We start from the raw sequence: 23417 nt of genomic DNA on the forward strand, positions 1-23417 counted from the left end.
GAAATGTGCTATATTGGGCACATTAAGCCGAACCCCGTCAGCCCGTTGGCCCCTCTGGGTTCCCGTGAAAACCAAATGTCGAACAGGGGCGTGGCAGTTTCCGCGCGCAGGCTGTGTCACAGAAAACGCGTAAAAAGAGTACTTCAGCGAGGGCTTCCCATAAGGAGGCCAAAAAAGTCGCCGCGGCCAGCCGTAGCGCATCCAAGGGTCGGACCGCGACGAAGGCGCCGGCTGCAAAGTCCTCGAAGAACAAAAGAAGCGCAATGCCTAACAAGACTGCCAAACCGGCCGCGAAAGCGACCGCTGCCAAGCCTGCTGCCGCCAAGCCTGCCGCTGCGAAGTCTGCTGCCGCCAAGCCCGTGACTGCCAAGGCTCCCGCTGCCAAGCCCGCGACGAAGGCCCCTGTTGCTGCTGCGCCTGCCAAGGCGCCCGCCGTCACCAAGCCCGCTGCCGCGCCGAAGGTCGAGGAAAAGAAGGTCGTGACCCAGCGTCAGGGCTTCAAGGCCAACGAATTCGTCGTCTATCCCGCTCACGGCGTCGGCCAGATCCTCGCCATCGAGGAGCAGGAGATCGCCGGGGCCAAGCTTGAGCTGTTCGTCATCAACTTCATCAAGGACAAGATGACGCTGCGCGTTCCGACCGCCAAGGTCGCCAATGTCGGCATGCGCAAGTTGTCCGATCCGGCGCTGGTCAAGAAGGCGCTGGAGACGCTCAAGGGCCGCGCCCGCGTCAAGCGGACCATGTGGTCGCGCCGTGCCCAGGAGTACGAAGCGAAGATCAATTCGGGCGACATCGTCGCGATCGCGGAAGTCGTGCGTGATCTCTACCGCTCGGAATCGCAGCCGGAGCAGTCCTACAGCGAACGCCAGCTCTATGAGGCAGCGCTCGACCGTCTGTCCCGCGAGATCGCGGTGGTGCAGCACTCGACCGAGACCGAAGCGGTCAAGGAGATCGAGGCCCAGCTCGCCAAGAGCCCGCGTCGCGCCAACGCCAAGGCGGAAGCCGCCGATGGCGAGGGTGACACGGATGCCGAGGGCGATGCCGATGATACCGATGGCGACGACACCACCGTCGCCGACGAGGCGGCGTAAGCCCCTCGCTGCCTCGACCGCAACAGATCAAAAGCCCGGCCGCTTGGCCGGGCTTTTTATTGATGGAGGGGGCGCTTCGAGCGGCCGCTGGCCTGCCGTTCGCCTCAATGAAGAACTGCACCGTCGCCGTCCGGCCGCGTTGTGTGACGCCGGACACTTTCTCCCGTCTCGCTTTCATCCAGAGTGCCGCCACGCGCTGGATGTCCCGGCCGCACAAGCCAAGGGAGAAGGGTCATGAAGTTTCCTCGTTTCGCTATGTCCGCCTTTGCAGCCACCGTCGGAATCGGCCTGCTGGCAGTCTCCGCCTCGTACTCGCCCGCCGCTGCAGGCGCTTTCGGCCCGGACTACAGCTGGATGGGCAATCGAAAATACATGGACTGCCTGAAATATATGGGGGCGTTCGGGCCCAACTATCCCGGACGGGACAAGAACATCGCGATCTGCAAGAGAGAGTTTCTTCCGGGCGGTCGCTGATCGTGACCGGCAGGCGGCTGCATCGCGCCACGCCTACTTCACCGGACGCTTCTCGAGCTTTCTCGCGAGCGTCCGTCGGTGCATCCCGAGCCGCCGAGCCGTTTCCGAGATGTTGAATTCCGTTTCGATCAGCGTCTGGTGGATCCGTTCCCATTCCAGCGTCTTGATCGAAGTGGGCCGCGCATCGAGGGCGACCTCGGCATTGCCCTCGGCCTTGTGGAAGGCAGCCTCGATGTCGTCGGTGTTCGACGGCTTTGCGAGATAGTGGCAGGCGCCCAGCTTGATCGCCTCGACGGCGGTGGAGATGCTGGCGAAACCGGTCAGCACCACGATCAGCATGTCCGGATCGTGTGCGTGCAGCAGCTCGACGCAGGCGAGGCCCGAGGCTCCTCCCAGCTTGAGGTCGACCACGGCATGGCTGAAGGAGCGTTGCTCCAGCACCTGTCGTACCTCCTCGATCGAGGCGGCGAGCACGACCTCGTAGCCTCGGCGTTCAAAGGAGCGCTTCAGCGTGCGTGCAAAGCCGGCGTCGTCCTCGACGACGATGAGCGAACGGTCAGCCGTCAAAATTCCCTCCGATCGCGAGCGTTGCGAGCGGCAACGTCAGGCGCACCGTGGCCCCGCGCTTCCTGTGGTTCTTGGCGGTCACGGTGCCACCTAGCTTGCGTACCACGTTCACGACCAGGAACAGGCCGAGGCCGCCGCCGGTGCGGCCCTTGCTCGATTGGTAGGGCTTTCCCAGCTGCGCGAGCATTTCCGGCGCAAAGCCGGCGCCGCGGTCGCTGATCGACAGCACCAGATTGTCGTCCTCGCGCTCGGCCACGAGCTCGACCCAATCGCGCGAGACCTCATAGGCGTTGTCGAGCACGTTGAAGATCACCTGCTTCAGCGCGACGTCGGAGACGATCGCGACGTCCTCGCCGAAGGTGTTGACGAAGTAGAGCGTGCGGGCCGAGCGCGCGTCGCGCCACTCCTCGACCAGCGCAGTCACGAACGCTGTCACCGTCGTCGGCGAGGAGCCCTCGCCGCGTGCTTCGCCCGCCGAGACCAGGATCCCCGTGACGATCGACTTGCAGCGCTGCAGCGAGGTTTCCATCTCCGCAAGGTCTTCGGCGAGCTCCTGATCGGCGGCGAGATCCGGCATGCGCCGCCAGTCGCTGAGGATCACCGAGAGCGAGGCGAGCGGCGTGCCGAGCTCGTGCGCCGCTCCGGAGGCGAGCAGGCCCATGCGCACGATATGATCCTGCTCGGCGGCATGCTGGCGCAGCGCTGCCAGATTGGCGTCACGCTCGCGCAAATTCCTGTTGATGCGGGTGACGAAGACCACCAGCAGCACGGCGTTGAGCACGAAGCCCAGGAGCATGCCAAGCACGGTGAGACTATAGGTCTCGCTCAAGGGATTGGGCGGCAGATCGAGCGGGCGGTAGGCCAATGTCAGCCAGACGAAGCTTGCGCAGGTCAGGGCGACCAGCGACCAGGTCGAGCGGGAATCGAGCAGCACCGCGCCCAGCGTGACCTGGAGCAGGAACAGCGAGGTGAAGGGATTGGTGGCGCCGCCGGAGAGGTAGAGCTGCGCGGTCAGCGCGGCGACGTCCAGCATCAACGCGACCAGCAGCTCGTTATTGGTGATCGCGGCGCGATGGCGCACCCACACGAGGCTTGAGACGTTGAGCAGCACCAGGGCGCCGATCACGGCGCCCATCCGTTCCAGAGGCAGCGGGATGCCGAGACCAAAATGCACGACGCCGATGGTCACCATCTGGCCGACCACCGCCGTCCAGCGCAGCTGGATGAGCAGCGCCATGTTCTTGCGGTTGGTCTCGTGATCGGTCGGGGCCGTCCCGACCAGCTCGCTACGCGCATCGGCCTGCGATTGCAGCGTGACCAGCCCGCCGCGCGCAAGCGTCTGGGAAAGCGTCTTCCCGTCGTCAGGTGGGCTCGGCGATCGTTCCAGCATCTGATCCCGTCCTGCGGGCGAGGGCATTCGGGCCGCCGGCCTTGTCGTGGACGAAGCGTTTGCGGCGGAACAGCCCGCCGCCGAATGTGACGAACAGTCGGCCGGCCAGCATGAAAGCCAGGGCAAACCACGTCAGCGCGTAGATCAGGTGGTTATTGGGAAAGCGGATCACGGTCAATCCGCCGATCGGCCCGCCAGCGATTTGTGATCTGGCGTCGGCATCGACAAAGAAGGGCGCGACCTCGTGGAGACCCCGCGCGGCCGCGATCGCGGCGACGTCCCGCGAGTACCAGCGGTTGTGCTGCGGCACGTTGTTCCTGAGGAATCCACCCTTCGGCTCGGTGATGCGAAGAAGACCGGTGATCTCGACCAGGCCCTCCGGATTGCCGTCTCTGCGCGTCGATGCGTCGCGCCGCTCCGACGGCACGAAGCCGCGGTTGATCAGCACCTGCGTGCCGTCATCGCGCTGGAGCGGCGTCAGCACCCAATAGCCGGGGCCTTCCTCGGTGACGGCATGAACCAGCGTCTCGCGGTCATGGAGGAAGCGGCCGCTGAGGCCGACGTGCCTGTATTCGTCGTTTGCGGCGCTGATGATGGGCCATGAAGCGGCCGAGGGAACCGGCTGGGCCGGAGCGTGGACGCGCTGCTCGACACGTTCGATGAGAGCCAGCTTCCAGGCGCGGCGCTCGATCTGCCAGACGCCCAGAGCGATCAGGAGTACAAGAGCGGTGAGCGAGAGGACCGTGAACCACAAGGAGGGCGGACGCACAGCCTTGCTGTGCATCCCTGTCTCGCTCGTCGCCGGCCGGGTCATGCTCACTTCATCCCGCTCATCTGGTGCATCGGCATCATGTTGCTGTTCAGGTGGCTCATCACCCACAGCGATCCGGACAGTGCAATCACCACCATCACGATGGTGAAGATCAGCGCCATCAGGGTCCAGCCGTTCTCGGAGGCCGCGTTCATGTGCAGGAAATAGATCATGTGCACGACGATCTGCACGATGGCGAAAGCCATGATGACCAGCGCGGTGATCTGCTTGCTCGGCAGTGTGCCGCTCATCACCAGCCAGAACGGAATTGCGGTGAGCACGACCGAGAGCACGAAACCGAGCATGTAGCTCGAGAACGTGCCGTGGGCGTGGCCGTCGCCGTGGTGATGGCCGTGAGCGTGCGCGGCGTTCGTATCGGTGCTCATCGCAGAACTCCCAGGAGATAGACGAAGGTGAAGACGCCGATCCAGACCACATCGAGAAAGTGCCAGAACATCGACAGGCACATCAGGCGGCGGCGGTTGGCTTCGATCAGGCCGAACTTTCGGACCTGCACCATCAGCGTCACCAGCCAGATCAGGCCGCAGGAGACGTGCAGGCCGTGAGTGCCGACCAGGGTGAAGAAGGCCGACAGGAAGGCGCTGCGCTGGGGCGTGGCGCCCTCATGGATCATGTGGGCGAATTCAAAGAGCTCGATGCCGATGAAGGCCAAGCCGAACAGGCCGGTGATCGCAAGCCACGCTTGGGTCTGTGCGACCTTGTTCTGCTGCATCGTCAGCATGGCGAAGCCGTAGGTGATCGACGACAGCAGCAGCATCGAGGTGTTCACCGCGACCAGGTTCAGGTCGAACAGGTCCTTCGGTGCAGGTCCGGCCGCATAGTTGCCGCCGAGCACGCCGTAGGTGGCGAACAGGATCGCGAAGATGAGGCAGTCGCTCATCAGATAGATCCAGAAGCCGAGCGACGTGCTCCAGCCTTCCGGATGCGGGTGCTCGTCGGCGAGATAGAAAACCGGCTCGCCGGTCTGCGAGGGATGAACAGCGACGGTCATTCAATTGACTCCCGCGAGCAGCTTGGTGCGCGCGTCCTCGGTCCGGATGACGTCTTCAGCCGGAATGTCGAAGTCGCGGTGATAGTTGAAGGTGTGGCCGATGCCGACGGCGACCATCGCGATGAAGCTCACCGCTGCCAGCCACCACATGTACCAGACGAGAGCAAAGCCCATCGCGGTGGCAAGGCCGGCGATGATGATACCCGTGCCGGTGCTGCTCGGCATATGGATCGGCTTGAACCCGGTGAGCGGACGCTGGTAGCCCCGGCGCTTCATGTCCCACCATGCGTCGTTGTCGTGAACGACGGGGGTGAAGGCGAAGTTGTAGTCCGGCGGCGGCGAGGACGTCGCCCATTCCAGCGTGCGTCCATCCCAGGGATCGCCGGTGACGTCCTTGAGCTGCTCGCGCCGGAGCAGGCTGACCGCGAACTGCATGAGCATCGAGAGAATGCCGATGAAGATGAAGAGGGCTCCGACCGCGGCGATGACGAACCAGATCTGCAGTGACGGGTCGTCGAACACGCGCAAGCGGCGGGTCACGCCCATCAGGCCGAGCACATAGAGCGGCATGAACGCGAGATAGAACCCGGTGACCCAGAACCAGAACGACATCTTGCCCCAGAACGGATCGAGCTTGAAGCCGAAGGCCTTCGGGAACCAGTAGTTGATGCCGGCGAACGCACCGAACACCACGCCGCCGATGATCACGTTGTGGAAGTGCGCGATCAGGAACAGGCTGTTGTGCAGCACGAAATCGGCCGGAGGCACCGCGAGCAGCACGCCGGTCATGCCGCCGATCACGAAGGTCAGCATGAAGGCGACCGTCCACATCATCGGCAACTCGTAGCGGATGCGGCCGCGATACATCGTGAACAGCCAGTTGAACATCTTCGCGCCCGTCGGGATCGAGATGATCATCGTGGTGATGCCGAAGAACGAGTTGACGCTGGCGCCCGAGCCCATCGTGAAGAAGTGGTGCAACCACACCAGGTACGACAGGATGGTGATGACCACCGTGGCGTAGACCATCGAGGTGTAGCCGAACAGCCGCTTGCCCGAGAAGGTCGAGGTGACCTCCGAGAAGATGCCGAAGGCGGGGAGAACAAGGATGTAGACCTCTGGGTGGCCCCAGATCCAGATCAGGTTCACGTACATCATCGGGCTGCCGCCGAAATCGTTCGTGAAGAAATTGGTGCCGACGTAGCGGTCGAGCGACAGCAGCGCGAGCACGACGGTCAGGACCGGGAAGGAGGCGACGATCAGGACGTTGGTGCAGAGCGAGGTCCAGGTGAACACCGGCATCTTCATCATCGTCATGCCGGGGCATCGCAGCTTGACGATGGTGCAGATCAGGTTGATGCCGGATAACGTCGTTCCGACGCCGGCGATCTGCAGCGCCCATATGTAATAGTCGACGCCGACATCCGGACTGTAGCCGATGTTCGACAGCGGCGGATAGGCCAGCCAGCCGGTGCGGGCGAACTCGCCGATGAACAGCGAGGCCATCACCAGCACCGCACCGCCGACCGTCATCCAGAAGCTGAAATTGTTCAGGAAGGGGAACGACACGTCGCGGGCGCCGATCTGCAGCGGCACGACGTAGTTCATCAGGCCGGTGACCAGCGGCATCGCCACGAAGAAGATCATGATCACGCCGTGAGCGGTGAAGATCTGGTCGTAGTGATGGGCATTGAGATAGCCTTCGGAGCCGCCAAAGGCGAGCATCTGCTGGCCGCGCATCATCAGCGCGTCGGCGAAGCCGCGCAGCAGCATCACGATGCCGAGGATCATGTACATGATGCCGATGCGCTTGTGGTCGACGGTGGTGAACCACTCGCGCCAGAGATAGCCCCAGAGGCGGAAATAGGTGAGGCCGCCGAGCAGCGCGGCGCCGCCGAGCGCGACCACCACGAAAGTGCCGACGACGATCGGCTCGTGCAGCGGCAGTGACTCGAGGGTGAGCCGGCCGAAGATGAGCTTGGGAAGATCAGGAGACATGCGGGATCTCGTTAGGAGTCTGATTTCGGACGCTGTCCGAGGAAGAAGGACGAGGATTTGAGCGGCATGAACGAGGGTCGCTTCAGGCCGGCGCCGAGCAGAGGCGCGGTATCGAGGGGTGCTGCGATCGAGGCGGTGGTCCTGCCCTGCGGCGCATCGGGTGTACAGGTGCCGGCGACGAAGGTCGGCTCAGGCCCAAGCGCGGTGCCGCGGCGGGCGTATTTGTCGTAGGCCAGCGGCAGGGTGTTGGTGAGGCCCTGATGACCGGCGCCGCCCCTGGCGTCGATCGCCATCATCTCGCTCTGGCACATCTTGCCGGTCTCCACGCACATGTTGAGGATCAGGCGATAGAGATCGGCATCGACGGTGCCCCAGCGCCGCACCGGCTCGTTCTGACTGGGCTTTTCGAGCTGGAGATACTCGGCGCGGCCGAGCGTGCCGCCGGCGGACTTGGCGCTGGCGATCCAGGCGTCGAAGCCTCTGTCATCCAGGCCCTGGAAGTTGAAGTGCATGCCGGAGAAGCCGGCGCCGCTGTAGTTCGCGGAGAAGCCCTTGTAGGTGCCGGCGTGATTGACGACCGCGTGCAGCTTGGTCTCCATGCCCGGCATCGCATAGATCTGGCCGGCGAGCGCGGGGATGTAGAACGAGTTCATGACCGAGGACGCGGTGATGCGGAAGGTGATCGGACGATCGACCGGCGCGGCCAACTCGTTGACGGTCGCAATGCCGTAGCCCGGATAAATAAAGAGCCACTTCCAATCGAGCGCGACCACATCGACCTCGAGCGGAGCCTTGGACTGGTCCACGGCGCGCTCGGCATGGATGCGGCCGAGCGTGCGATAGGGATCGAGCAGATGCGTGCCCATCCAGGTCAGCGCGCCCAGGCAGACGATGATCAGGAGCGGCGCCGACCAGATCACCAGCTCGAGAGCGGTCGAATGATCCCAATCCGGTTCATAGCGAGCGTCGGTGTTGGACTGGCGGTAGCGCCACGCGAACAGCACCGTCAGCGCCATCACGGGCAGCACGATCAGGAGCATCAGGACGGTCGAGATGATCACGAGGTCGCGCTGCTGGGCGGCGATGTCGCCGGCTGGCGCCAGCACGACGTAGTCGCAGCCGCCGAGAGCGGCAGCCAGAGGGAGCAGCGCCAGGATCTTGAGACGGGACACGGGCCGGGCCTTTGAGAATGAGTTTCCTTTGCGGGACCGACGGGTAGCTGCGGCGCAACAGGCCGGACATTGGACAATTTGCCCAATGTTGCAGTGCGGAGCGTTGGACCAGACAGGGCCTGATCGCCTGGCCTCGCCGGGCGGTCGGCTTTGGTTTTCAGGACGTTGAAGGCGCACGGATGGCGACGGCACAGACCCCCGCAATGGCAGACCTCCACACCGGCGAGCACGGCCACGACCAGGCGAGTCCCGGCGAGATCGCCATCGGCGTCATCATCGGCCGCACCTCGGAATTCTTCGACTTCTTCGTCTTCGCGATTGCCTCGGTGATCGTGTTCCCGCGCCTGGTATTCCCGTTCGCGAGCGAACTGACCGGCACGCTCTATTCTTTCATGATCTTCGCGCTGGCTTTCATGGCCCGGCCGATCGGCACCGTCATCTTCATGACGATCGACCGGAGTTACGGCAAGACCGCCAAGCTGATCTCGGCGCTGTTTCTGCTCGGCACAGCCACCGTCGCGATCGCGTTCTTGCCCGGCTATCCGGAGATCGGCGCCGCCGCGATCTGGCTGCTGGCGCTGGCGCGAATCGCACAAGGTCTTGCCTGGGGCGGCGCCTGGGACGGCATGGCTTCGCTGTTGGCGCTGAATGCCCCGCCTTCCCAGCGCGGCTGGTACGCGATGGTACCGCAGTTGGGCGCCCCGCTCGGACTGATCGTGGCGAGCGCGCTGTTCGCCTATTTTGCCGGCAATCTGTCTGCCGACGATTTCTTCGGCTGGGGCTGGCGCTATCCGTTCTTCGTCGCCTTCGCCATCAACGTCGTGGCGCTGTTTGCCCGCCTGCGCATGGTGACGACGGAAGAATACGCCTCGCTGTTCGAAAGTCGCGAATTGCAGCCGTCGCGCATCTCCGAGACCGTCGCGCGCGAAGGCCAGAACATCATGCTCGGCGCATTCGCGCCGCTGGCGAGCTTTGCGCTGTTCCACATGGTCACGGTGTTTCCGCTGTCCTGGGTGTTCCTCTTCACCCATGAAAGCCCGGTTCGCTTCCTGATCATCGAGATCGTGGCCGCCGTGTTCGGCGTCGGCGCGATCGTGGCGTCCGGCATCATCGCCGACCGCGTCGGCCGCAAGTCGCTGCTGATGGGATCGGCGATCGCGATCGCGATCTATAGCGGCTTCGCCCCGCAATTGCTCGACGCCGGGGCATTCGGCGAGACCATTTACATGGTGATCGGGTTCATCCTGCTCGGCCTGTCCTTCGGCCAGTCTTCCGGCGCGATCGCCTCGAACTTCCGGCAGACGTACCGCTACACGGCTTCGGCGTTGACTTCGGACATGGCCTGGCTGTTCGGCGCCGGCTTCGCTCCGCTGGTGGCGCTGCTTCTCGCCACCAATCTCGGCGTCATCGCCTCGGGTGCGTATCTCCTGTCGGGCGCGTTCTGGACCTTGCTCGCGCTCTGGCTCAGTGGCCAGCGCGAGAAGGGGGATATGGACACGGGGCGGTAGGGCTCAAGCAGCACGCGATTCGTAGCCCGGATGGAGCATCGGCGTAAGCCGGGACAGACGGGCCATCGATACAAATCCCGGATTGCGCTACGCTCCATCCGGGCCACGGCGTGCGCCTGGTGCCAGCCTCAATCCGCCACGATCTTCACGCGATCGCGCACCTTCACTTGCGCGTTGCGTTCGAGACCGTTGAGCACGCGGAAGCGCTCGGCGGGACGGTCGACGCCGGCCATGCGGTGGGACAGCGATTCCACGGTATCGCCGGGCTGCACGGTGATGACCTTGATCCGCAGCGGGCGCGCGGCCTGGATCTCGTCGAGTGTCAGGCGGCGGAATGAATTGACGGTCTCGCGCGCATTGCGGTCGCTTTCCGTCGACCTCTGCCGTGTCGCAAAGATGAAACGGTACACGTCGCTCCCGAAGCGCAGCGCATAGACCTTGAACTGCCACTGGTCGCCCTTGGCGGTGGCGGATGCCGCCGGAAAACCGTTGATGGTGATGTCCTCGGTCGAGGCCTTCTCGACGCCATCCATCCAGCCAGAGTTCAGGTACTCGCCGAGCGACTGTTCGGCCGGCACGCGCACGACATCGAAGCGCATCGCCTGCGCGCCGCCCTCGCGCACGCCGATCACGGCCTGCGCGGTGTTGTCGAGCGTGAAATTCTCGGGTGCCTGGAAGGTGAAGCCGAGCTTCGGATGCAGGAAGCGCCGGCCGCGGACGAAACCTTCGCTCGGGTCTTCGCCATAGACGAGGTTGTCGACCGCGGCGAGATAGCTCTCGCGGTCGCGCTCGGCGCCTTCCGGCGCAGTGTATTGCCGCGCGATGTTCTGCGCGTTCTGCACCCGCTCGGGCGTCGCCGGGTGCGAGGAGGTGAAATCCTGCGCGCGCGGATCGAGCGAGTTCTTTCCGGCCTTCAGCTCGGCATTGCGCTCCATCGCGGAGAGGAAGCGCGCCGCTCCATAAGGGTCGAAATGCGCCTTGGCGGAGATGCCGACGCCGATGCCGTCGGCCTCGATCTCCTGCTTGCGCGAGAAGCTCGCCATGGTGAGCTTGGTCTTGGCGAGCGCGAGGGCGGTGAGATCGGGATCGTTGCTCATGTCCGTGACGACGCGGGTGACGATTGCAGCCTGGCGGGCCTGGTCCTCGCGCATCGCCGCATGCTTGGACAGCACATGGGCCATCTCGTGGCTGAGCACGGAGGCCAATTCCGAGGTGTCGCTCGCAAGCGCAAGGAGTCCGCGCGTGACGTAGAGCTGGCCGTTCGGCAACGCGAAGGCATTCACCGCGCCGGAATTGAGAATGGTGACCTTGTAGCCCTGGTCCGGACGGTCGGAGGCCGCAACCAGCCGGTCGACGGTCTTGCTGACGAGCGCCTCGAGCTTGGGATCGTCATAGGTCCCGCCATAGCTCGACAGGATGCGCTCGTGCTCCTTCTCGGTGGCCGGCGTTTGCGCGATTGCGGGCTTCGGCTTGGGCATCACGACGGCCGCCGGGGTCGCCGCGGTGTGGAACCGGCCCATATCGCCGCATCCCGCCAGCGCAGTGCCCAGAGCAAGGCACAGCACGGCCGGCGCAGCCCGCAGCCGGCGGCCTTCACCTCGTCCCTGCCGTTCTAGCACCCCATTCACGTCGCTTAACCCGTGCCCGGCCTGATCTAAGGCCTTACCCCTATCGGCTCGTTTGCGCCCAGCAACTCGACCTGTCCCACGAGGCGTATATCGATCCGCGGCCCCGTGTTCCCTTCGACCCAGCCTCGAATTCGAATACGTTTATTCTCCAAGGACTTAAGGGCGATTCCGGCGCTTTCGAATGCCGGTAGCGTGCGCCTTGAAATAGTCGCCGCAAAGCTCCGTGTCCAGTTTCGCCCGAAGTTGAGGTAGGTCATTGCCCCAGCTTGCCGGACCGACAGGACCTTGCCCTCGACCACCGTAAAGCGCCCGATCTCCGCCAAAATATCGTCCGGACTTTCCGCGTTTTTTATGGCCGACGAGTCAGCCCAGCTGCCCATTTTTTGGCGCCGCGCTGCGGCTTCGGACGCCATCAAGACTGCCGCGCAGTCCCTGTCCACGATTTCGGCGGAGACCATGGCATCGCCCTGGGCCAGCAGCATGGCCTGCACCGACGTGTCGCTTCCGCCGATGAACAGCAGCGCGCCCTGGCGGCCGTATCGATCGGGCATGTCGTCGGGACTCCGCAGCGTCACGTCACGGCCGGCGAGCAGCGACACCAGCGCCTGCTTCGTGGCCGCCGTCGGCTCGATGCCGGCGAGGCGGACCTCGCGCCCGTCAGCGAGGCGCACGCTGCGCGGATCGATGATCGCCGCAACGCGGCCCTCGCCGATGGCTTCGAACTGGCAGGGCGCGGCGAACGCACAATGTCCGGCCACGAGCAGAAATGCGACGATGAGGTGAAGCCGTGGCGTCACGTGACCGGAGAGGTTGCGTTGTCTGCCGATCATAGCTCAAGCGTGCTGGATCGCGAAGAGACGGTTGTGTGACCTCTCGCTGTTGCCCCACATCCGTCACTGCGAGCGCAGCGAAGCAAATCCAGACTCATTCCATCGTGAGATCCTGGATTGCTTCGCTGCGCTCGCAATGACGCGTGGAAACCTTCGTGGCCGACTCGCCATTCCGTTTTGCGGAAATCATGCGCGGCAATTCTGCTATCGCAACCCCCTCGCGCTTGCTGCGCTGTTGCGCATGCGGCATGATTGCGGCAATAGCAAACACCCATCTGCTATAGCCAAGAGCAATACCAAGCCGCCATCAGAGTACGGCGCGATAAGGGAGGTTGTTTTCGATGAAGATGATTTTGTCCGGCATTTTTGCCGCCGCGTTTGCCCTCAATGCGAGCGCCGCGCAGGCCCAGGACAAGCCGCCGCTGAAGATCGGCGGCATCCTCGACATGTCGAGCCTCTATGCCGACATCACGGGTCCCGGCAGCGAGACCGCGGCCAAGATGGCCGTCGAGGATTTCGGCGGTGAGGTGCTGGGGCGCAAGATCCAGGTGCTGGCAGCCGATCATCTCAACAAGGCCGATCTGTCCGCCAACATCGCCCGCGACATGCTCGACAATCAGGGCGTCGAGATGATCTACGACGTGGCGGCCTCCGCGACCGCGCTCGCCGCCGGCGAGATCGCGAAAGCGCGCAACAAGATCATCATGTTCAACGGTCCGGGCTCGATCCGTCTCTCCAACGAGGCCTGCGGCCCCTACACCATCCACTACGTGTTCGACACCTACGGTCAGGCCAACGTCACCGGCCTTGCGGCCGTGAAGTCGGGCCTTGACAGCTGGTTCTTCCTTACCGCCGACTACGCCTTCGGACAGGATCTGGAGAAGGACACCAGCGCGGTCGTGACCAAGACCGGCGGCAAGGTGCTCGGCAGCGTGCGCCATCCGCTCAACACGTCGGATTTCTCGTCCTTCCTGCTCCAGGCCCAGGCTTCCAAGGCCAAGGTGATCGGGCTCGCCAATGCCGGCGGCGACACTATCAACGCCATCAAGCAGGCGGCGGAGTTCGGCATCACCAAGGGCGGCCAGAAGGTCTCGCCGTTGCTCGCCTTCGTCACCGATATCGACTCGATCGGGCTGGAGACCGCACAGGGCTTGCTGCTTGCGGAAGCGTTCTACTGGGACCTCAACGACGATACGCGCGCATTCTCCAAGCGCTTCATGGAGCGCACCAAGCGGGTGCCGACCTCGGCGCAGGCCGGGGTCTATTCCTCGGTCACGCATTACCTGAAGGCGGTGAAGGCGGCCGGCACCACCGACGCCGCGGCCGTGATCAAGGTGATGAAGGAGACGCCGATCAACGACTTCTTCGCCAAGAATGGCAAGATCCGCGAGGACGGCCGCATGATTCACGACATGTACCTGTTCGAGGTGAAGAAGCCCTCGGAGTCGAAGGGCCGCTGGGATGACTACAAGCTGATTGCCACCGTGCCCGGCGCCGAGGCGTTCCAGCCGCTGGAGCAGTCGCGCTGCCCGCTGGTGAAGAAATAAGCCTCGTCGTTGCGAGCGAAGCGAAGCAAGCCAGAGACGTTTCCGCAGAGACGGTCTGGACTGCTTCGTCGCTTCGCTCCTCGCAATGACGGCGTGGTGAGAGCTAAATCAAAAAACAAGGGAGACGTCCTGTGAGCAACGACATGGTCTTGCAAAAGCTCGAAGGCGGGCTGCTCACCATCACGATGAATCGCCCGGAGCGGAAGAACGCGCTGAACCCCGAGATGGTCGTCGGGCTGGTCGAAGCGGCACGACGCGCAGCCGACGATCCCGAGGTGCGGGCGGTGCTGTTCAAGGGTGCGGGCGGCTCCTTCTGTGTCGGCGGCGATGTCAAGTCGATGGCGGCAGGCCGCGCACCGCTGCCGTTCGAAGTGAAAATGGCCAACCTGCGCCGCGGCATGGAGGTCTCGCGCATCCTGCACCAGATGCCGAAGCCGGTGGTGGCCCAGCTCGACGGTGCGGCGGCCGGCGCGGGGCTGTCGATGGCGCTGGCCTGTGACCTGCGCATCGCCTCCGAATCCTGCAAGATCACCACGGCCTTCGCCAAGGTCGGCTTCTCCGGCGATTACGGCGGGACTTATTTCCTGACGCAGCTGCTCGGCAGCGCCCGGGCGCGCGAGCTCTATCTGATGTCGCCGGTGCTGACGGCGAAGGAAGCACATGCGATCGGCATGGTGACGAAGGTGATGCCCGACGCCGAGATCGACGCCGCCGCGCACGAACTGGCGCTGTCGCTGGCGCAGGGCCCGTCGATCGCGCTCGGCTTCATCAAGCGCAACATCAACAATGCCGAGCATCTGGCGCTGGAGGATTGCTTCGACGGCGAAGCGATCCATCACACCCGTTGCGGCGATACCGAGGACCACAAGGAGGCCGCAAAGGCCTTCGTCGAGAAGCGCAAGCCCACCTTCAAGGGCGCATGACGATGGCGCCCTATATGCGGCTGCGGCAGATCTGCCTGGTTGCGCCGCAGCTCGAGCCCGTCATCTCGGACATCGCCGAGATCATGGGCCTTGCGGTCTGCTACCGCGATGGCAATGTCGCAAAATACGGCCTGGAGAATGCGCTGCTCCCGGTCGACACGATCCTGCTGGAGGTGGTCGCGCCGTTCAAGGACGGCACCACGGCCGGCCGCTTCATCGAGAAGACCGGCGGCCGCGGCGGCTACATGGCGATCTTCTGCTGCAACGATCCCGACGAGCGCGGCCGCAACGCCAACGCGATGGGCGTGCGCACCGCCAATGTCATCGACCATGCGCCCTATCACGGCGTCCAGCTCCACCCGCGCGACTGCCGCGCCGCCTTCATCGAATTCAACCACACCGAAGGCAGCGACGACATCCTCGGCGCCTATCCGCCGGCGGGACCGGACTGGCAGAAATTCATCCGCAAGGATGTGACGCAGGCGCTGACGGCGGTGGAGATGCAAAGCCCGGATCCGGCGGGGCTCGCGGAGCACTGGGGCAAGATCATCGGTGTTGCGCCGAGTGGCGATGCCGAACTGAGGCTGCCGAACGCCACCTTCCGCTTCGTCAAAGGCCGCAGCGAGATCATGAGCGCACTGGAGTTCCGGGTCGCCGATGCTGCTCGTGTGCTGCATGCCGCGCGGGCGAAAGGCGTTGCGGTGACCGGAAATGAGTTCTTGTTGGGCGGTGCGACGTTTCGCGTTGCTTGAGCCGCTTCATCGTTATCCGTCACCCTGAGGCGCTCGCCTCTTCGGCGAGTCTCAGGGGCGACGTTGCGGGCGGAGCCGTTCATCCTTCGAGACTCTCTGCACGTGCTGTGCGCCGTGCAGCCCGCGCCCTCAGGATCCAAGGTCCGATGGCGCGGCCGCTCAGGGATGGAACAGGGGCGAGAAGAGACGCTACCGTCCCTTGAAGTTCGCGACCCGCCGCTCTTCGGTCGCCTTCACGCCTTCCTTGAAGTCTTCCGTGGCGCGCAGGCGCGTCTGCTCGGCGAGCTCGTGGTTGGTCGCGGCCATGACGCGGTCGGCGAGGCCGGCGCGCATGGTGGCGCGAGTCGAGAGCAGGCCGAGCGGGGAGCATTCGGCGATCTCGCCAGCGAGCTTCATCGCGGCCGCCTTCACCTGATCCTGCGGCACCAGCTCGTTGGCGAGGCCCCACTTCACCGCCTCTTCGCCGGTGACGCGGCGGCTGGTGTAGAACATCAGCTCGGCGTTGTTCTTGCCGATCAGTTCCGGCAGCGTCACGGTCAGGCCGAAGCCGGGATGGAAGCCGAGCTTGGTGAAGTTTGCGGAGAAGCGCGCTTCGGGACAGGTGACGCGGAAATCCGCCGAGACGGCCAGGCCCAGACCGCCGCCAATGGCGGCGCCCTGCACGGCCGCGACGATCGGCTTCTTGGCGCGGAAGATGCGGACGGCCTGGATGTAGAGATGGTTGATCGGGCCGAGACTGTCGGCCGGATCGCCCTTCTTCTCGGCCTCTTGAGCCTCCTGGGCCTGCCGCGCCGGATCGCCGAAATTGGCGCCGGCGCAGAACGCCTTGCCCTGCGCGGAGAGAACGGAAGCGCGGATCTCGATGTCGCGGTCGAACTCCTCCAGCGCATCCGCGATCTGGTTGATCAGCGAAATGTCGAAGAAGTTCAGCGGCGGGCGGCGGATCTCGATGGTGCCGACATGCCCGACCTTCTCGACGCCGATATCTTTATAGGTGCTCATTTTTAGTCTCCAGTATCTCAGTAGCGAAGAACCACCTCTCCCATCGGGAGAGGTCGATTTGCGCCAGCAGATCGGGTGAGGGGATCAGCTTAGCGTGGGACCCTAACCCCTCACCCGGCGCTACGCGCCGACCTCTCCCGACGGGAGAGGTGGACGGAGCGCGGGGCGAAGCTTTCGATCCCATCTATCGCAGGCCAAGTCCGCGGGCGATGATGCCGCGCAGCACTTCCGTGGTGCCGCCCTGGATGGTGAGTTTCGGCGCGGTCTTGATGGCGAAGTCGAGCTGCCGCTCCAGGGTCTCGCGGTTGGTCGCGGTCTCCTCGACGAAGGCGGCGAGATCGCGCACGCGATGCGGCAGCTGCTGCTCCCAGACGGTGCCGATGTCCTTGACGATCGAGGCCTCCACCACCGGCTCCTTGCCCGCTTCCAGCATGCCGGCAACGGAGACCGACATGCGCCGCATCGTATGGAGTTGCGCGACGAGGCGCCCGATGCCCTCGGCGCTGCGTGTATCGGGATCGGGGCCGACCGCGCGGACGAGCTCGGTGAGCACGTAATAGGTCTCGAGGAAGCGCTCGGGGCCGGAACGTTCATAGGCGAGCTCGCTCGTCGCCTGCTTCCAGGCACCGTCGACCTCGCCGAGCACGTGATCATCGGGGATGAAGTAATCGGTGAAGACGACTTCGTTGAACTCGTACTGGCCGGTGATCTGGCCGATCGGGTTCACCTTGATGCCCGGCTGCTTCATCTTGACCAGAAATTGGGTCAGGCCGTGGCGGCGGTTCTCCTTGGTCGGCGGCGAGGTCCGGAAGATCGCGATCATGTAGTCGGCGATGTGCGCCGACGAGGTCCAGATCTTGGTGCCGTTGATGAGATAGCCGCCGTCGGTCTTGGTCGCGCGCGTCTTCGCGGCGAACAAATCGGAGCCCGAGTTCGGCTCGCTCATGCCGATGGCGAAACAGATCTCGCCGCGGCAGATGCGGGGCAGGATGTCCATCTTGATGTGCTCGGGCGCATATTTCAGCAGCACCGGTCCGCTCTGACGATCGGCCACGAAGAAGCGCCGCGTCGGCGCGTTGGCGACACGCATTTCCTCGGTCACGACATAGCGTTCGAGGAAGGAGCGCTCCTGGCCGCCATATTTCTTCGGCCAGGTCATCCCCAGCCAGCCTTTGGCGCCGACCCGGCGGGAAAATTCCGGCGCATCGGTGTCTTCGCGGTTGGGCTGGTGCGGATCGAAGGTGCCGGCGGCGATCTCCTCCGCAAGGAAGGCGCGCACTTCCTTGCGCAATTGCTCGCACTTCTCGGGGAGGCGGATCGGATCGAAACGGAGGGCAGCGGTCATTGTGTATCTCCCGGATCAGCGCGACGCCACGAGCGGCCACAATTCGTCGGCGCCGCGGTTTGCGACCAGCTTGCCGAGCTCGACCGCCCAGTAGCTTTCCGAGCCGAAATCGTCGCGCCAGGCCAGCGCGCGCAGGGAATAACGGTGCAGGATGTGCTCCATGGTGAAGCCGATGGCGCCGTGAACCTGATGCGCGATGCCGCCGCCTCTCTCCGCGGCTTCGGCGCAGCGGATCTTGGCCGAGGCGGCTTCGAGATAGACCTCGTCGTTGAACGACTTTGCATTCGCGATGGCGTCGGCCGCGGATGTTGCAGCGGCCAGCGCTGCGGCGGATTCGCCGGCAAGGCGCGCGAGATTGTGCTGCACGGCCTGGAATTTCGAGATCTTCTTCTCGAAAGCGACGCGCTCGTTGGAATAGCGCACGGAGATGTCGAGCATGGACTCCAGCGCACCCGCGATCTGAAGGCTGCGTACAACGCCGCCCATCAGCATCAGATTGGTCTGGTCGAGGCCTTTCGGCGCAGGCTTGATGGTGACGGGCTGGACCCTGTCGAGCGTCACGGTGTCGCTGTGGTCATAGCCAACGTTGAGGCCCGCCTCGATGCGCACCTTGGCCGCATCGACCAGGGCGATGGAAACGCCGTCCTTGCTGTGCACCAGCACCGCAAAGTGCTTCGCCGCCTTGGCAAATGGCACGCCGCGCGCGCGGCCGGAAAGCGCGCCGTCGGCATCGAGCGTTACACGGTCCTTCGGTGAGGCCGGCAGCACCGTCATCTCGCCTTCGGGCGAGGCGATCTTCGCCTGCGCCAGCAGCCAGCCTGCCAGCATGGTCTCGGCCAGGGGAACCGCGACGGCGAAACGCCCCGCGGCATTCAGCAAGGCAAAGCCATCGGCAAGGCTGGCAGCGGAGCCGCCGAGATCGTCGGGCACCCAGGCCAGCGGCAGGCCGGCTTCGCTCAGCGCCTGCCACAGCGGCGCCTGCCATGAATCTTTCTTGTCGTTGTTGATGGTTTGCGGATCGGCGAGATCGGCGAAGATCTTCTCCGCGGTCTCGACGACGATATTGTCACTCTCCGCCACAGCGTTCCCCGTGTTTTGCCCATTGGCGCGCCCCTTCGGGCGGCGCGCAGGCTCTTCTTGCGCCCGATGATCCGAAAAAGCCATGGCCCTGACAAGCGTTGATCGCAGATCAACCTGCGGCCTGGGCATGGGCGCGAGGACCGCAGAAGACTAATTCCGCTTAGCGGAGTTTGCTCGATTTGCAGGGCGCGGCAAACTCGCTAAACAGGATGCCGACGTCAGAACAGGGGAAGGAATTTCAGGATGGCAAAGGACGGCTTGTGCGCAATCGTGACGGGGTCGGCGTCCGGTCTCGGCGCGGCGACTGCGGAAATTCTCGCCCGGAGCGGAGCGCGGCTCGTCATCAACTATTCGTCGAGCCAGAAAGAGGCCGAGGCCACGGCCGAGCTCTGCCGCAAGGCCGGCGCCGCGGAGGTCCTGGTCGCGCAGGGCGACGTCTCCAGGGATGACGATTGTCGCAAGATCGTGGCTGCCGCTGCGCCCTGGGGCCGGCTGGATATCCTCGTCAACAATGCCGGCACCACCAAGCATGTCGCTCACGCCGATCTCGATGGATTGTCAGCGGAGGACTTCCAGCGGATCTACGGCGTCAACACCATCGGCCCGTTCCAGATGGTGCGCGCTGCGCGCAGCCTGCTCGAGGCCGGCGCCAAGGCTTCGGAGCGACCGTCCGCGGTGGTCAACGTCTCCTCGGTCGCCGGCATCAGCGGCGTCGGCTCGTCGATCGCCTACGCCGCGAGCAAGGGCGCGCTCAATACCATGACGCTGTCACTGTCGCGCGCGCTGGCGCCGCTGATCCGCGTCAACACGGTCTGCCCCGGCTATATCGACACGCCCTGGTTCACCAAGGGCCGCGGCGAGGCCGGCGCCAAGCAGGTGCGCGACAGCGTGGTGGCCAAAGTGCCGCTGAAGGTCGCGTCGACAGCGGAAGACATCGCCCAGCTCGTCTGCTTCCTGGCAATGCCGGCCTCCAGCAACATGACCGGCGAAGTCGTGCGCATGGATGCGGGCATGCATTTAGTGACGTGATTGGCGCGCTCTTTCCCCGTCATGGCCCGGCTTGACCGGGCGATCCACGCGTTGCCGCGTGGATCGAAAGACGTGGATGCCCGGGGCAAGCCCGGGCATGACGATGTGGAGACGGTTCGCCGTCTCTGGGCGTTTCGAGTTGTTATCCCTTGATCACGCCGCTCGCCACCAGCCGATTCCAGATGAACAGCACCACCACCGCGCCGATGGTTGCGGTGATGAAGCCTGCGCCCTGGTCGGGGTTGTAGTGGCCGATGGCCTGGCCGAGCCAGGTGGCGAGAAACGCGCCGGCGATGCCGAGGATGGTGGTGAGGATGAAGCCGCTCGGATTGTTCGGCCCCGGTGCGAGCCAGCGCGCGATGAGGCCGGCGACGAAGCCGACGACGATGATCCACAACAGGCCGCCCATGCTCATGATTGTGCTCCCCTTCCTGAGAACGCTTGGAGCATGATCCAGAGACGTGTGTCGCCGTGCTCCGAAGAGATCATGCTCAGACCAAAACCTCAGATTCGGCCCGAGAGCTCGTCTTCGGTCGGCAGCCGCCCGTCTGGCGTCAGCTGATCGACCACCTGCGGCAGATATTGGCTGAGGCCGGAGAGCAGGTCCTCGCGTGACAGGCCGCTCTGGGCGGACAGGCTGTCGATCTGGTCGGCGCCGAGTGCGCTGGCGAGATCGCCCGGCGCGATCGGCTTGTTCTCGCCCTTGCCGACCCAGGAATTGGCGGTGTCGGCGTGGCCGCTTTGCTGCAACTGGTTGAGGAGATCGCCGAGCCCGCCGCTAAGAATGCTGCCGGCCGCACCGCCGGCGAGCAGACCGCCGAGGCCGCCCTTGAGCATGTCGCTCAGACCGCCACCCGTGCCTGCGTTCACAGGCGGAGGTGCGGGCGCCGGTGACGGTTGGGGCGCAGAGCCGGACTGGTTGCCGGTGAAATGCTTGAATGCCTTCCAGGCCAGCAGGCCGAGCAGCGCCATGGTCATCGGCGACATGCCGCCGGAGGATTTGTCGGTGCTCGCTGTGGTCGGACCGCGCGGGCCGTTCTGCATGCCGTTGAGGACATCGAGTAGACCCATGGTGCTCTCCTTTGGCGTCTCGTTCGGCGAGCGCTCGCCGCTGACTGCCCCCCGGGCGAAAACATATGAGGCGCTCATGACGGTTACAAGGCGGCTGCGACGCGATGGGCAGCGGCCTTTGCCTCTGCTATCGAAGGCCGGCCATTCAGGGAGCGAATTCAGTGATGACGGATCGACCGATCGTGGTGGCCGGCGCGGGCGCCATCGGCTGTTTCGTCGGAGGCATGCTGGCGGCGGCAGACCGCCGCGTCGCGCTGCTGGTGCGGCCCCGGGTGAAGGCCGAGATCGAACGCTTCGGACTGTATTTGACCGATTTCGACGGCTCCGAGAAGAAGCTCGATGTGAGCCGGCTGACGCTGGCAGAGGATCCCGCGATCTTGCACAGCGCAGGCCTCGTGCTGGTCACGGTGAAGAGCGCCGACACCGCCGCTGTCGCCGAGCAGATCGCGCAGCATGCGCCGCAGGACGCGGTCATCGTCTCGCTTCAGAACGGCATCGGCAATGTCGCGGTCCTGCGCGAGCGGCTCGGCGGCCGCCGCGTGCTTGCCGGCATGGTGCCCTTCAACGTGATCGCGATGGGCGAGGGCCGCTTCCACCGCTCGACCTCCGGCGATATCCACGTCGGAGAGGATCCACAGAATACGGCCGCTGCGCTCTCGGTTGCCGGCCTCGCGGTGCGCGCGAGCGGTGACATCACCGGCGTGCAATGGGGCAAGCTGATCATCAACCTGAACAACGCGCTCAGCGCGCTCTCCGACATGCCGCTCGCCGCGCAACTGGCCAGCCGGGACTGGCGCAGGCTGTTCGCGGACCAGATGGCCGAGGGGCTGGCCGTGCTGAAGGCCGCCGGCATCGTGCCGGTGTCGTCGACGCCGATCCCGATGAACTGGTCTCCGACCCTGCTGCGCTTGCCGGATGCGATCTTCAACGCGATCCTGGGGCGCACGATGAAGATCGATCCCGAGGCACGCTCCTCGATGTGGCAGGACCTCAAGCTGGGCCGCAAGACCGAGATCGACTATCTCCAGGGTGCGCTGATCGCGCTCGCCGAGCAAAACAATGTCAGCGTGCCGCTGATGCGCCGCATTGTTGCGCTGATCAAGGAAGCCGAGGCGACCGGCAGCGGTCCCCTTCGCCTGACACCGCAGCAGATCCGCGGGAACGCGTGAGCGGAATGGAGAACAGGATGAAGCGTCGTTTTGTGATCGGGCTAGCGCTGACCGCGTTTTGCGGTGCACTGACGCTAGCCCATGCGAGGCCGCCGACGGTGATGAACTCTCCGGGCTACGACAGGCGATTGCAGGAGAGCAGGTCGCAGCTGGGGAGTTCGCCGACGGTAGTGGAGCCTGCGAGTCCGCCCGTGGTCAAACCGAAGCGCAGCAAGAAGAAGCGCGCGCGCTGACGCTCCATCCCTCCGCTATCGTCCCGGGCCAGCGCCAGAGGGCGCTCCAGCTTCGCGACTACGTTTTGTTGCAAGGCTATTCCGGCCTGGCGTGGCTCAACCCTTCTTCGCCGGCTTGCTGGGTGCCGGGTTGAACAGCTTCTTCAGATCGTTCAACCCTTCCGACAGGCGTGGCCATTCGCAGGAGAAGGAGCCCTTGGTGCATGCGCCCTTCGCTCGCGCGCGCGTATCGCCGATGGCGGCCTGCTGAACCTTCGGCCGACCGACGGGGATCGGCACGCGCTCGACTTCGGTTCGCAGCGCGACCTGCTGAAGCTGCTGCACCTGTTGCTCTTGTTGCTCGCGCTGCTGGCGGGCCGTGGCTTGCGCCGCTTCATTGCTGCGGCGCTGCTTGGCGAGATAGGCGGTATAGGCTTCGTCGATCTTCTTCTGTTCCTCCGGCGTCGGATTGGGGCCGGCGATGTCGAAGGTGCGATCCTGGAGGAAGTCGTAGTAGGAATAGCCGCCGCCCGGCTTGCGGCGGCCGGCAAACTTGGCGTTGCAATCGGCAAGGGCCGCCGTCTTCTCCGCCTTGGTTGCGGCTTTCTCGGCGGCGTCAGCGCATTCCTCGAAATCGACCGGTGCGCGTCTCCACCATTGCGCCTCGGCGTGTGCAGGCATCAGCAGGAAAAATCCTGCTGCGGCCGCGGGAAGCAGCGCCGCACGACGCGATGTATCTCCGGTCGACATTCTACGAGAGCATTCCTTGCAAGACTCAACCCGAGCTGAGTCGAGTCGGATTTTTG

The 23417-nt window shown here is 64.7% G+C and carries 24 protein-coding genes; 9 read left to right on the plus strand and 15 right to left on the minus strand.

What is annotated here, in order from left to right; translation table 11 throughout:
* The first annotated feature begins 263 nt into the window (after window positions 1-263).
* A complete protein-coding gene (locus K408_RS0112960; RefSeq protein ID WP_080654871.1) occupies window positions 264-1091 on the plus strand; it encodes a CarD family transcriptional regulator in 828 nt (275 codons plus the stop codon).
* Between the two features lie 234 nt (window positions 1092-1325).
* Window positions 1326-1565 (plus strand): hypothetical protein, encoded by a 240-nt coding sequence (locus K408_RS38005; RefSeq protein ID WP_024339236.1) that lies wholly within the window; start codon window positions 1326-1328, stop codon window positions 1563-1565.
* 33 nt (window positions 1566-1598) lie between these two features.
* Here K408_RS38005 and K408_RS0112970 read toward each other — a convergent pair whose 3' ends face one another.
* The 7 genes from K408_RS0112970 to cyoA are packed head-to-tail and all read right to left on the minus strand — an operon-like array spanning window position 1599 to window position 8515.
* Complete coding sequence (locus tag K408_RS0112970) at window positions 1599-2132, minus strand: response regulator transcription factor (RefSeq protein WP_024339235.1); 534 nt, start codon at window positions 2130-2132, stop codon at window positions 1599-1601.
* Window positions 2122-3522 carry an ATP-binding protein gene (locus K408_RS0112975; protein ID WP_024339234.1) on the minus strand — a complete coding sequence of 467 codons (1401 nt, stop codon included), beginning with the start codon at window positions 3520-3522 and terminating at the stop codon, window positions 2122-2124. Before K408_RS0112975 ends, K408_RS0112970 begins: the two co-directional genes overlap by 11 nt.
* The gene (locus tag K408_RS0112980; RefSeq protein ID WP_245265899.1) at window positions 3494-4306 is read right to left on the minus strand and encodes an SURF1 family protein; all 813 of its coding nucleotides are present in this window, start codon (window positions 4304-4306) and stop codon (window positions 3494-3496) included. Before K408_RS0112980 ends, K408_RS0112975 begins: the two co-directional genes overlap by 29 nt.
* Window positions 4307-4338: 32 nt before the next feature.
* Complete coding sequence (gene cyoD / locus K408_RS0112985) at window positions 4339-4719, minus strand: cytochrome o ubiquinol oxidase subunit IV (protein WP_024339232.1); 381 nt, start codon at window positions 4717-4719, stop codon at window positions 4339-4341.
* Entirely contained in the window at window positions 4716-5345 is a 630-nt protein-coding gene (cyoC, locus tag K408_RS0112990; protein WP_024339231.1) for a cytochrome o ubiquinol oxidase subunit III, read from the minus strand. The genes cyoD and cyoC overlap by 4 nt, the downstream gene beginning before the upstream one ends.
* Entirely contained in the window at window positions 5346-7343 is a 1998-nt protein-coding gene (cyoB, locus tag K408_RS0112995; protein ID WP_024339230.1) for a cytochrome o ubiquinol oxidase subunit I, read from the minus strand.
* A gap of 11 nt (window positions 7344-7354) precedes the next feature.
* Window positions 7355-8515 carry a ubiquinol oxidase subunit II gene (gene cyoA, locus K408_RS0113000; RefSeq protein WP_024339229.1) on the minus strand — a complete coding sequence of 387 codons (1161 nt, stop codon included), beginning with the start codon at window positions 8513-8515 and terminating at the stop codon, window positions 7355-7357.
* Between the two features lie 179 nt (window positions 8516-8694).
* Between cyoA and K408_RS0113005 the strand changes: the two genes are divergently transcribed.
* The gene (locus K408_RS0113005) at window positions 8695-10023 is read left to right on the plus strand and encodes an MFS transporter (protein WP_024339228.1); all 1329 of its coding nucleotides are present in this window, start codon (window positions 8695-8697) and stop codon (window positions 10021-10023) included.
* A gap of 128 nt (window positions 10024-10151) precedes the next feature.
* Here K408_RS0113005 and K408_RS0113010 read toward each other — a convergent pair whose 3' ends face one another.
* Both K408_RS0113010 and K408_RS0113015 read right to left on the minus strand, forming a co-directional pair.
* Window positions 10152-11642 carry a M48 family metalloprotease gene (locus K408_RS0113010; protein WP_051160665.1) on the minus strand — a complete coding sequence of 497 codons (1491 nt, stop codon included), beginning with the start codon at window positions 11640-11642 and terminating at the stop codon, window positions 10152-10154.
* A 35-nt stretch (window positions 11643-11677) separates the two neighbouring features.
* Window positions 11678-12481: a thermonuclease family protein gene (locus K408_RS0113015; protein WP_024339226.1), complete on the minus strand. Its 804-nt coding sequence runs from the start codon at window positions 12479-12481 to the stop codon at window positions 11678-11680.
* Window positions 12482-12822: 341 nt separating this feature from the next.
* On the opposite strand from K408_RS0113015, the gene K408_RS0113025 reads away from it, so the two are divergent.
* The 3 genes from K408_RS0113025 (at window position 12823) to K408_RS0113035 (ending at window position 15703) form a co-directional block, all read left to right on the plus strand.
* On the plus strand, window positions 12823-14028 hold the full coding sequence (locus tag K408_RS0113025; RefSeq protein ID WP_024339225.1) for an ABC transporter substrate-binding protein: 1206 nt from the start codon (window positions 12823-12825) through the stop codon (window positions 14026-14028).
* A 131-nt stretch (window positions 14029-14159) separates the two neighbouring features.
* The gene (locus K408_RS0113030; RefSeq protein WP_024339224.1) at window positions 14160-14951 is read left to right on the plus strand and encodes an enoyl-CoA hydratase; all 792 of its coding nucleotides are present in this window, start codon (window positions 14160-14162) and stop codon (window positions 14949-14951) included.
* A 2-nt stretch (window positions 14952-14953) separates the two neighbouring features.
* Window positions 14954-15703: a VOC family protein gene (locus K408_RS0113035; protein WP_024339223.1), complete on the plus strand. Its 750-nt coding sequence runs from the start codon at window positions 14954-14956 to the stop codon at window positions 15701-15703.
* 189 nt (window positions 15704-15892) lie between these two features.
* Here K408_RS0113035 and K408_RS0113040 read toward each other — a convergent pair whose 3' ends face one another.
* The 3 genes from K408_RS0113040 to K408_RS0113050 form a co-directional block, all read right to left on the minus strand.
* Entirely contained in the window at window positions 15893-16705 is an 813-nt protein-coding gene (locus tag K408_RS0113040; RefSeq protein WP_024339222.1) for an enoyl-CoA hydratase/isomerase family protein, read from the minus strand.
* 184 nt (window positions 16706-16889) lie between these two features.
* Entirely contained in the window at window positions 16890-18050 is a 1161-nt protein-coding gene (locus tag K408_RS0113045) for an acyl-CoA dehydrogenase family protein (RefSeq protein WP_024339221.1), read from the minus strand.
* 15 nt (window positions 18051-18065) lie between these two features.
* Window positions 18066-19130, minus strand: a complete 1065-nt coding sequence (locus tag K408_RS0113050; protein WP_024339220.1) for an acyl-CoA dehydrogenase family protein — start codon at window positions 19128-19130, stop codon at window positions 18066-18068.
* 243 nt (window positions 19131-19373) lie between these two features.
* On the opposite strand from K408_RS0113050, the gene K408_RS0113055 reads away from it, so the two are divergent.
* On the plus strand, window positions 19374-20159 hold the full coding sequence (locus K408_RS0113055; protein ID WP_024339219.1) for an SDR family NAD(P)-dependent oxidoreductase: 786 nt from the start codon (window positions 19374-19376) through the stop codon (window positions 20157-20159).
* A gap of 142 nt (window positions 20160-20301) precedes the next feature.
* Here the strand turns inward: K408_RS0113055 and K408_RS0113060 are convergent, their stop codons facing one another.
* The gene (locus tag K408_RS0113060) at window positions 20302-20574 is read right to left on the minus strand and encodes a GlsB/YeaQ/YmgE family stress response membrane protein (protein ID WP_196232368.1); all 273 of its coding nucleotides are present in this window, start codon (window positions 20572-20574) and stop codon (window positions 20302-20304) included.
* Window positions 20575-20663: 89 nt separating this feature from the next.
* Window positions 20664-21230 carry a YidB family protein gene (locus K408_RS0113065; protein WP_024339217.1) on the minus strand — a complete coding sequence of 189 codons (567 nt, stop codon included), beginning with the start codon at window positions 21228-21230 and terminating at the stop codon, window positions 20664-20666.
* Window positions 21231-21391: 161 nt separating this feature from the next.
* On the opposite strand from K408_RS0113065, the gene K408_RS0113070 reads away from it, so the two are divergent.
* Window positions 21392-22399 (plus strand): 2-dehydropantoate 2-reductase, encoded by a 1008-nt coding sequence (locus tag K408_RS0113070; RefSeq protein WP_024339216.1) that lies wholly within the window; start codon window positions 21392-21394, stop codon window positions 22397-22399.
* A 17-nt stretch (window positions 22400-22416) separates the two neighbouring features.
* Window positions 22417-22632 carry a hypothetical protein gene (locus K408_RS41050; protein WP_080654877.1) on the plus strand — a complete coding sequence of 72 codons (216 nt, stop codon included), beginning with the start codon at window positions 22417-22419 and terminating at the stop codon, window positions 22630-22632.
* Between the two features lie 96 nt (window positions 22633-22728).
* Here K408_RS41050 and K408_RS0113080 read toward each other — a convergent pair whose 3' ends face one another.
* Window positions 22729-23361, minus strand: coding sequence for a hypothetical protein (locus tag K408_RS0113080; RefSeq protein ID WP_024339215.1), 633 nt, complete (start codon window positions 23359-23361; stop codon window positions 22729-22731).
* Window positions 23362-23417: the final 56 nt, after the last annotated feature.

This window comes from Bradyrhizobium sp. in8p8 (assembly GCF_000426845.1).
GTDB lineage: Bacteria > Pseudomonadota > Alphaproteobacteria > Rhizobiales > Xanthobacteraceae > Bradyrhizobium > Bradyrhizobium japonicum_C.

Coding starts and splice junctions, on each gene's coding strand:
- K408_RS0112960 (WP_080654871.1), top strand. CDS start 264: ATGCCTAACAAGACTGCCAAACCGGCCGCGAAAGCGACCGCTGCCAAG.
- K408_RS38005 (WP_024339236.1), top strand. CDS start 1,326: ATGAAGTTTCCTCGTTTCGCTATGTCCGCCTTTGCAGCCACCGTCGGA.
- K408_RS0112975 (WP_024339234.1), bottom strand. CDS start 3,522: ATGCTGGAACGATCGCCGAGCCCACCTGACGACGGGAAGACGCTTTCC.
- K408_RS0112980 (WP_245265899.1), bottom strand. CDS start 4,306: ATGCACAGCAAGGCTGTGCGTCCGCCCTCCTTGTGGTTCACGGTCCTC.
- cyoD (WP_024339232.1), bottom strand. CDS start 4,719: ATGAGCACCGATACGAACGCCGCGCACGCTCACGGCCATCACCACGGC.
- cyoC (WP_024339231.1), bottom strand. CDS start 5,345: ATGACCGTCGCTGTTCATCCCTCGCAGACCGGCGAGCCGGTTTTCTAT.
- cyoB (WP_024339230.1), bottom strand. CDS start 7,343: ATGTCTCCTGATCTTCCCAAGCTCATCTTCGGCCGGCTCACCCTCGAG.
- K408_RS0113005 (WP_024339228.1), top strand. CDS start 8,695: ATGGCGACGGCACAGACCCCCGCAATGGCAGACCTCCACACCGGCGAG.
- K408_RS0113015 (WP_024339226.1), bottom strand. CDS start 12,481: ATGATCGGCAGACAACGCAACCTCTCCGGTCACGTGACGCCACGGCTT.
- K408_RS0113025 (WP_024339225.1), top strand. CDS start 12,823: ATGAAGATGATTTTGTCCGGCATTTTTGCCGCCGCGTTTGCCCTCAAT.
- K408_RS0113035 (WP_024339223.1), top strand. CDS start 14,954: ATGGCGCCCTATATGCGGCTGCGGCAGATCTGCCTGGTTGCGCCGCAG.
- K408_RS0113040 (WP_024339222.1), bottom strand. CDS start 16,705: ATGAGCACCTATAAAGATATCGGCGTCGAGAAGGTCGGGCATGTCGGC.
- K408_RS0113045 (WP_024339221.1), bottom strand. CDS start 18,050: ATGACCGCTGCCCTCCGTTTCGATCCGATCCGCCTCCCCGAGAAGTGC.
- K408_RS0113055 (WP_024339219.1), top strand. CDS start 19,374: ATGGCAAAGGACGGCTTGTGCGCAATCGTGACGGGGTCGGCGTCCGGT.
- K408_RS0113060 (WP_196232368.1), bottom strand. CDS start 20,574: ATGAGCATGGGCGGCCTGTTGTGGATCATCGTCGTCGGCTTCGTCGCC.
- K408_RS0113065 (WP_024339217.1), bottom strand. CDS start 21,230: ATGGGTCTACTCGATGTCCTCAACGGCATGCAGAACGGCCCGCGCGGT.
- K408_RS41050 (WP_080654877.1), top strand. CDS start 22,417: ATGAAGCGTCGTTTTGTGATCGGGCTAGCGCTGACCGCGTTTTGCGGT.
- K408_RS0113080 (WP_024339215.1), bottom strand. CDS start 23,361: ATGTCGACCGGAGATACATCGCGTCGTGCGGCGCTGCTTCCCGCGGCC.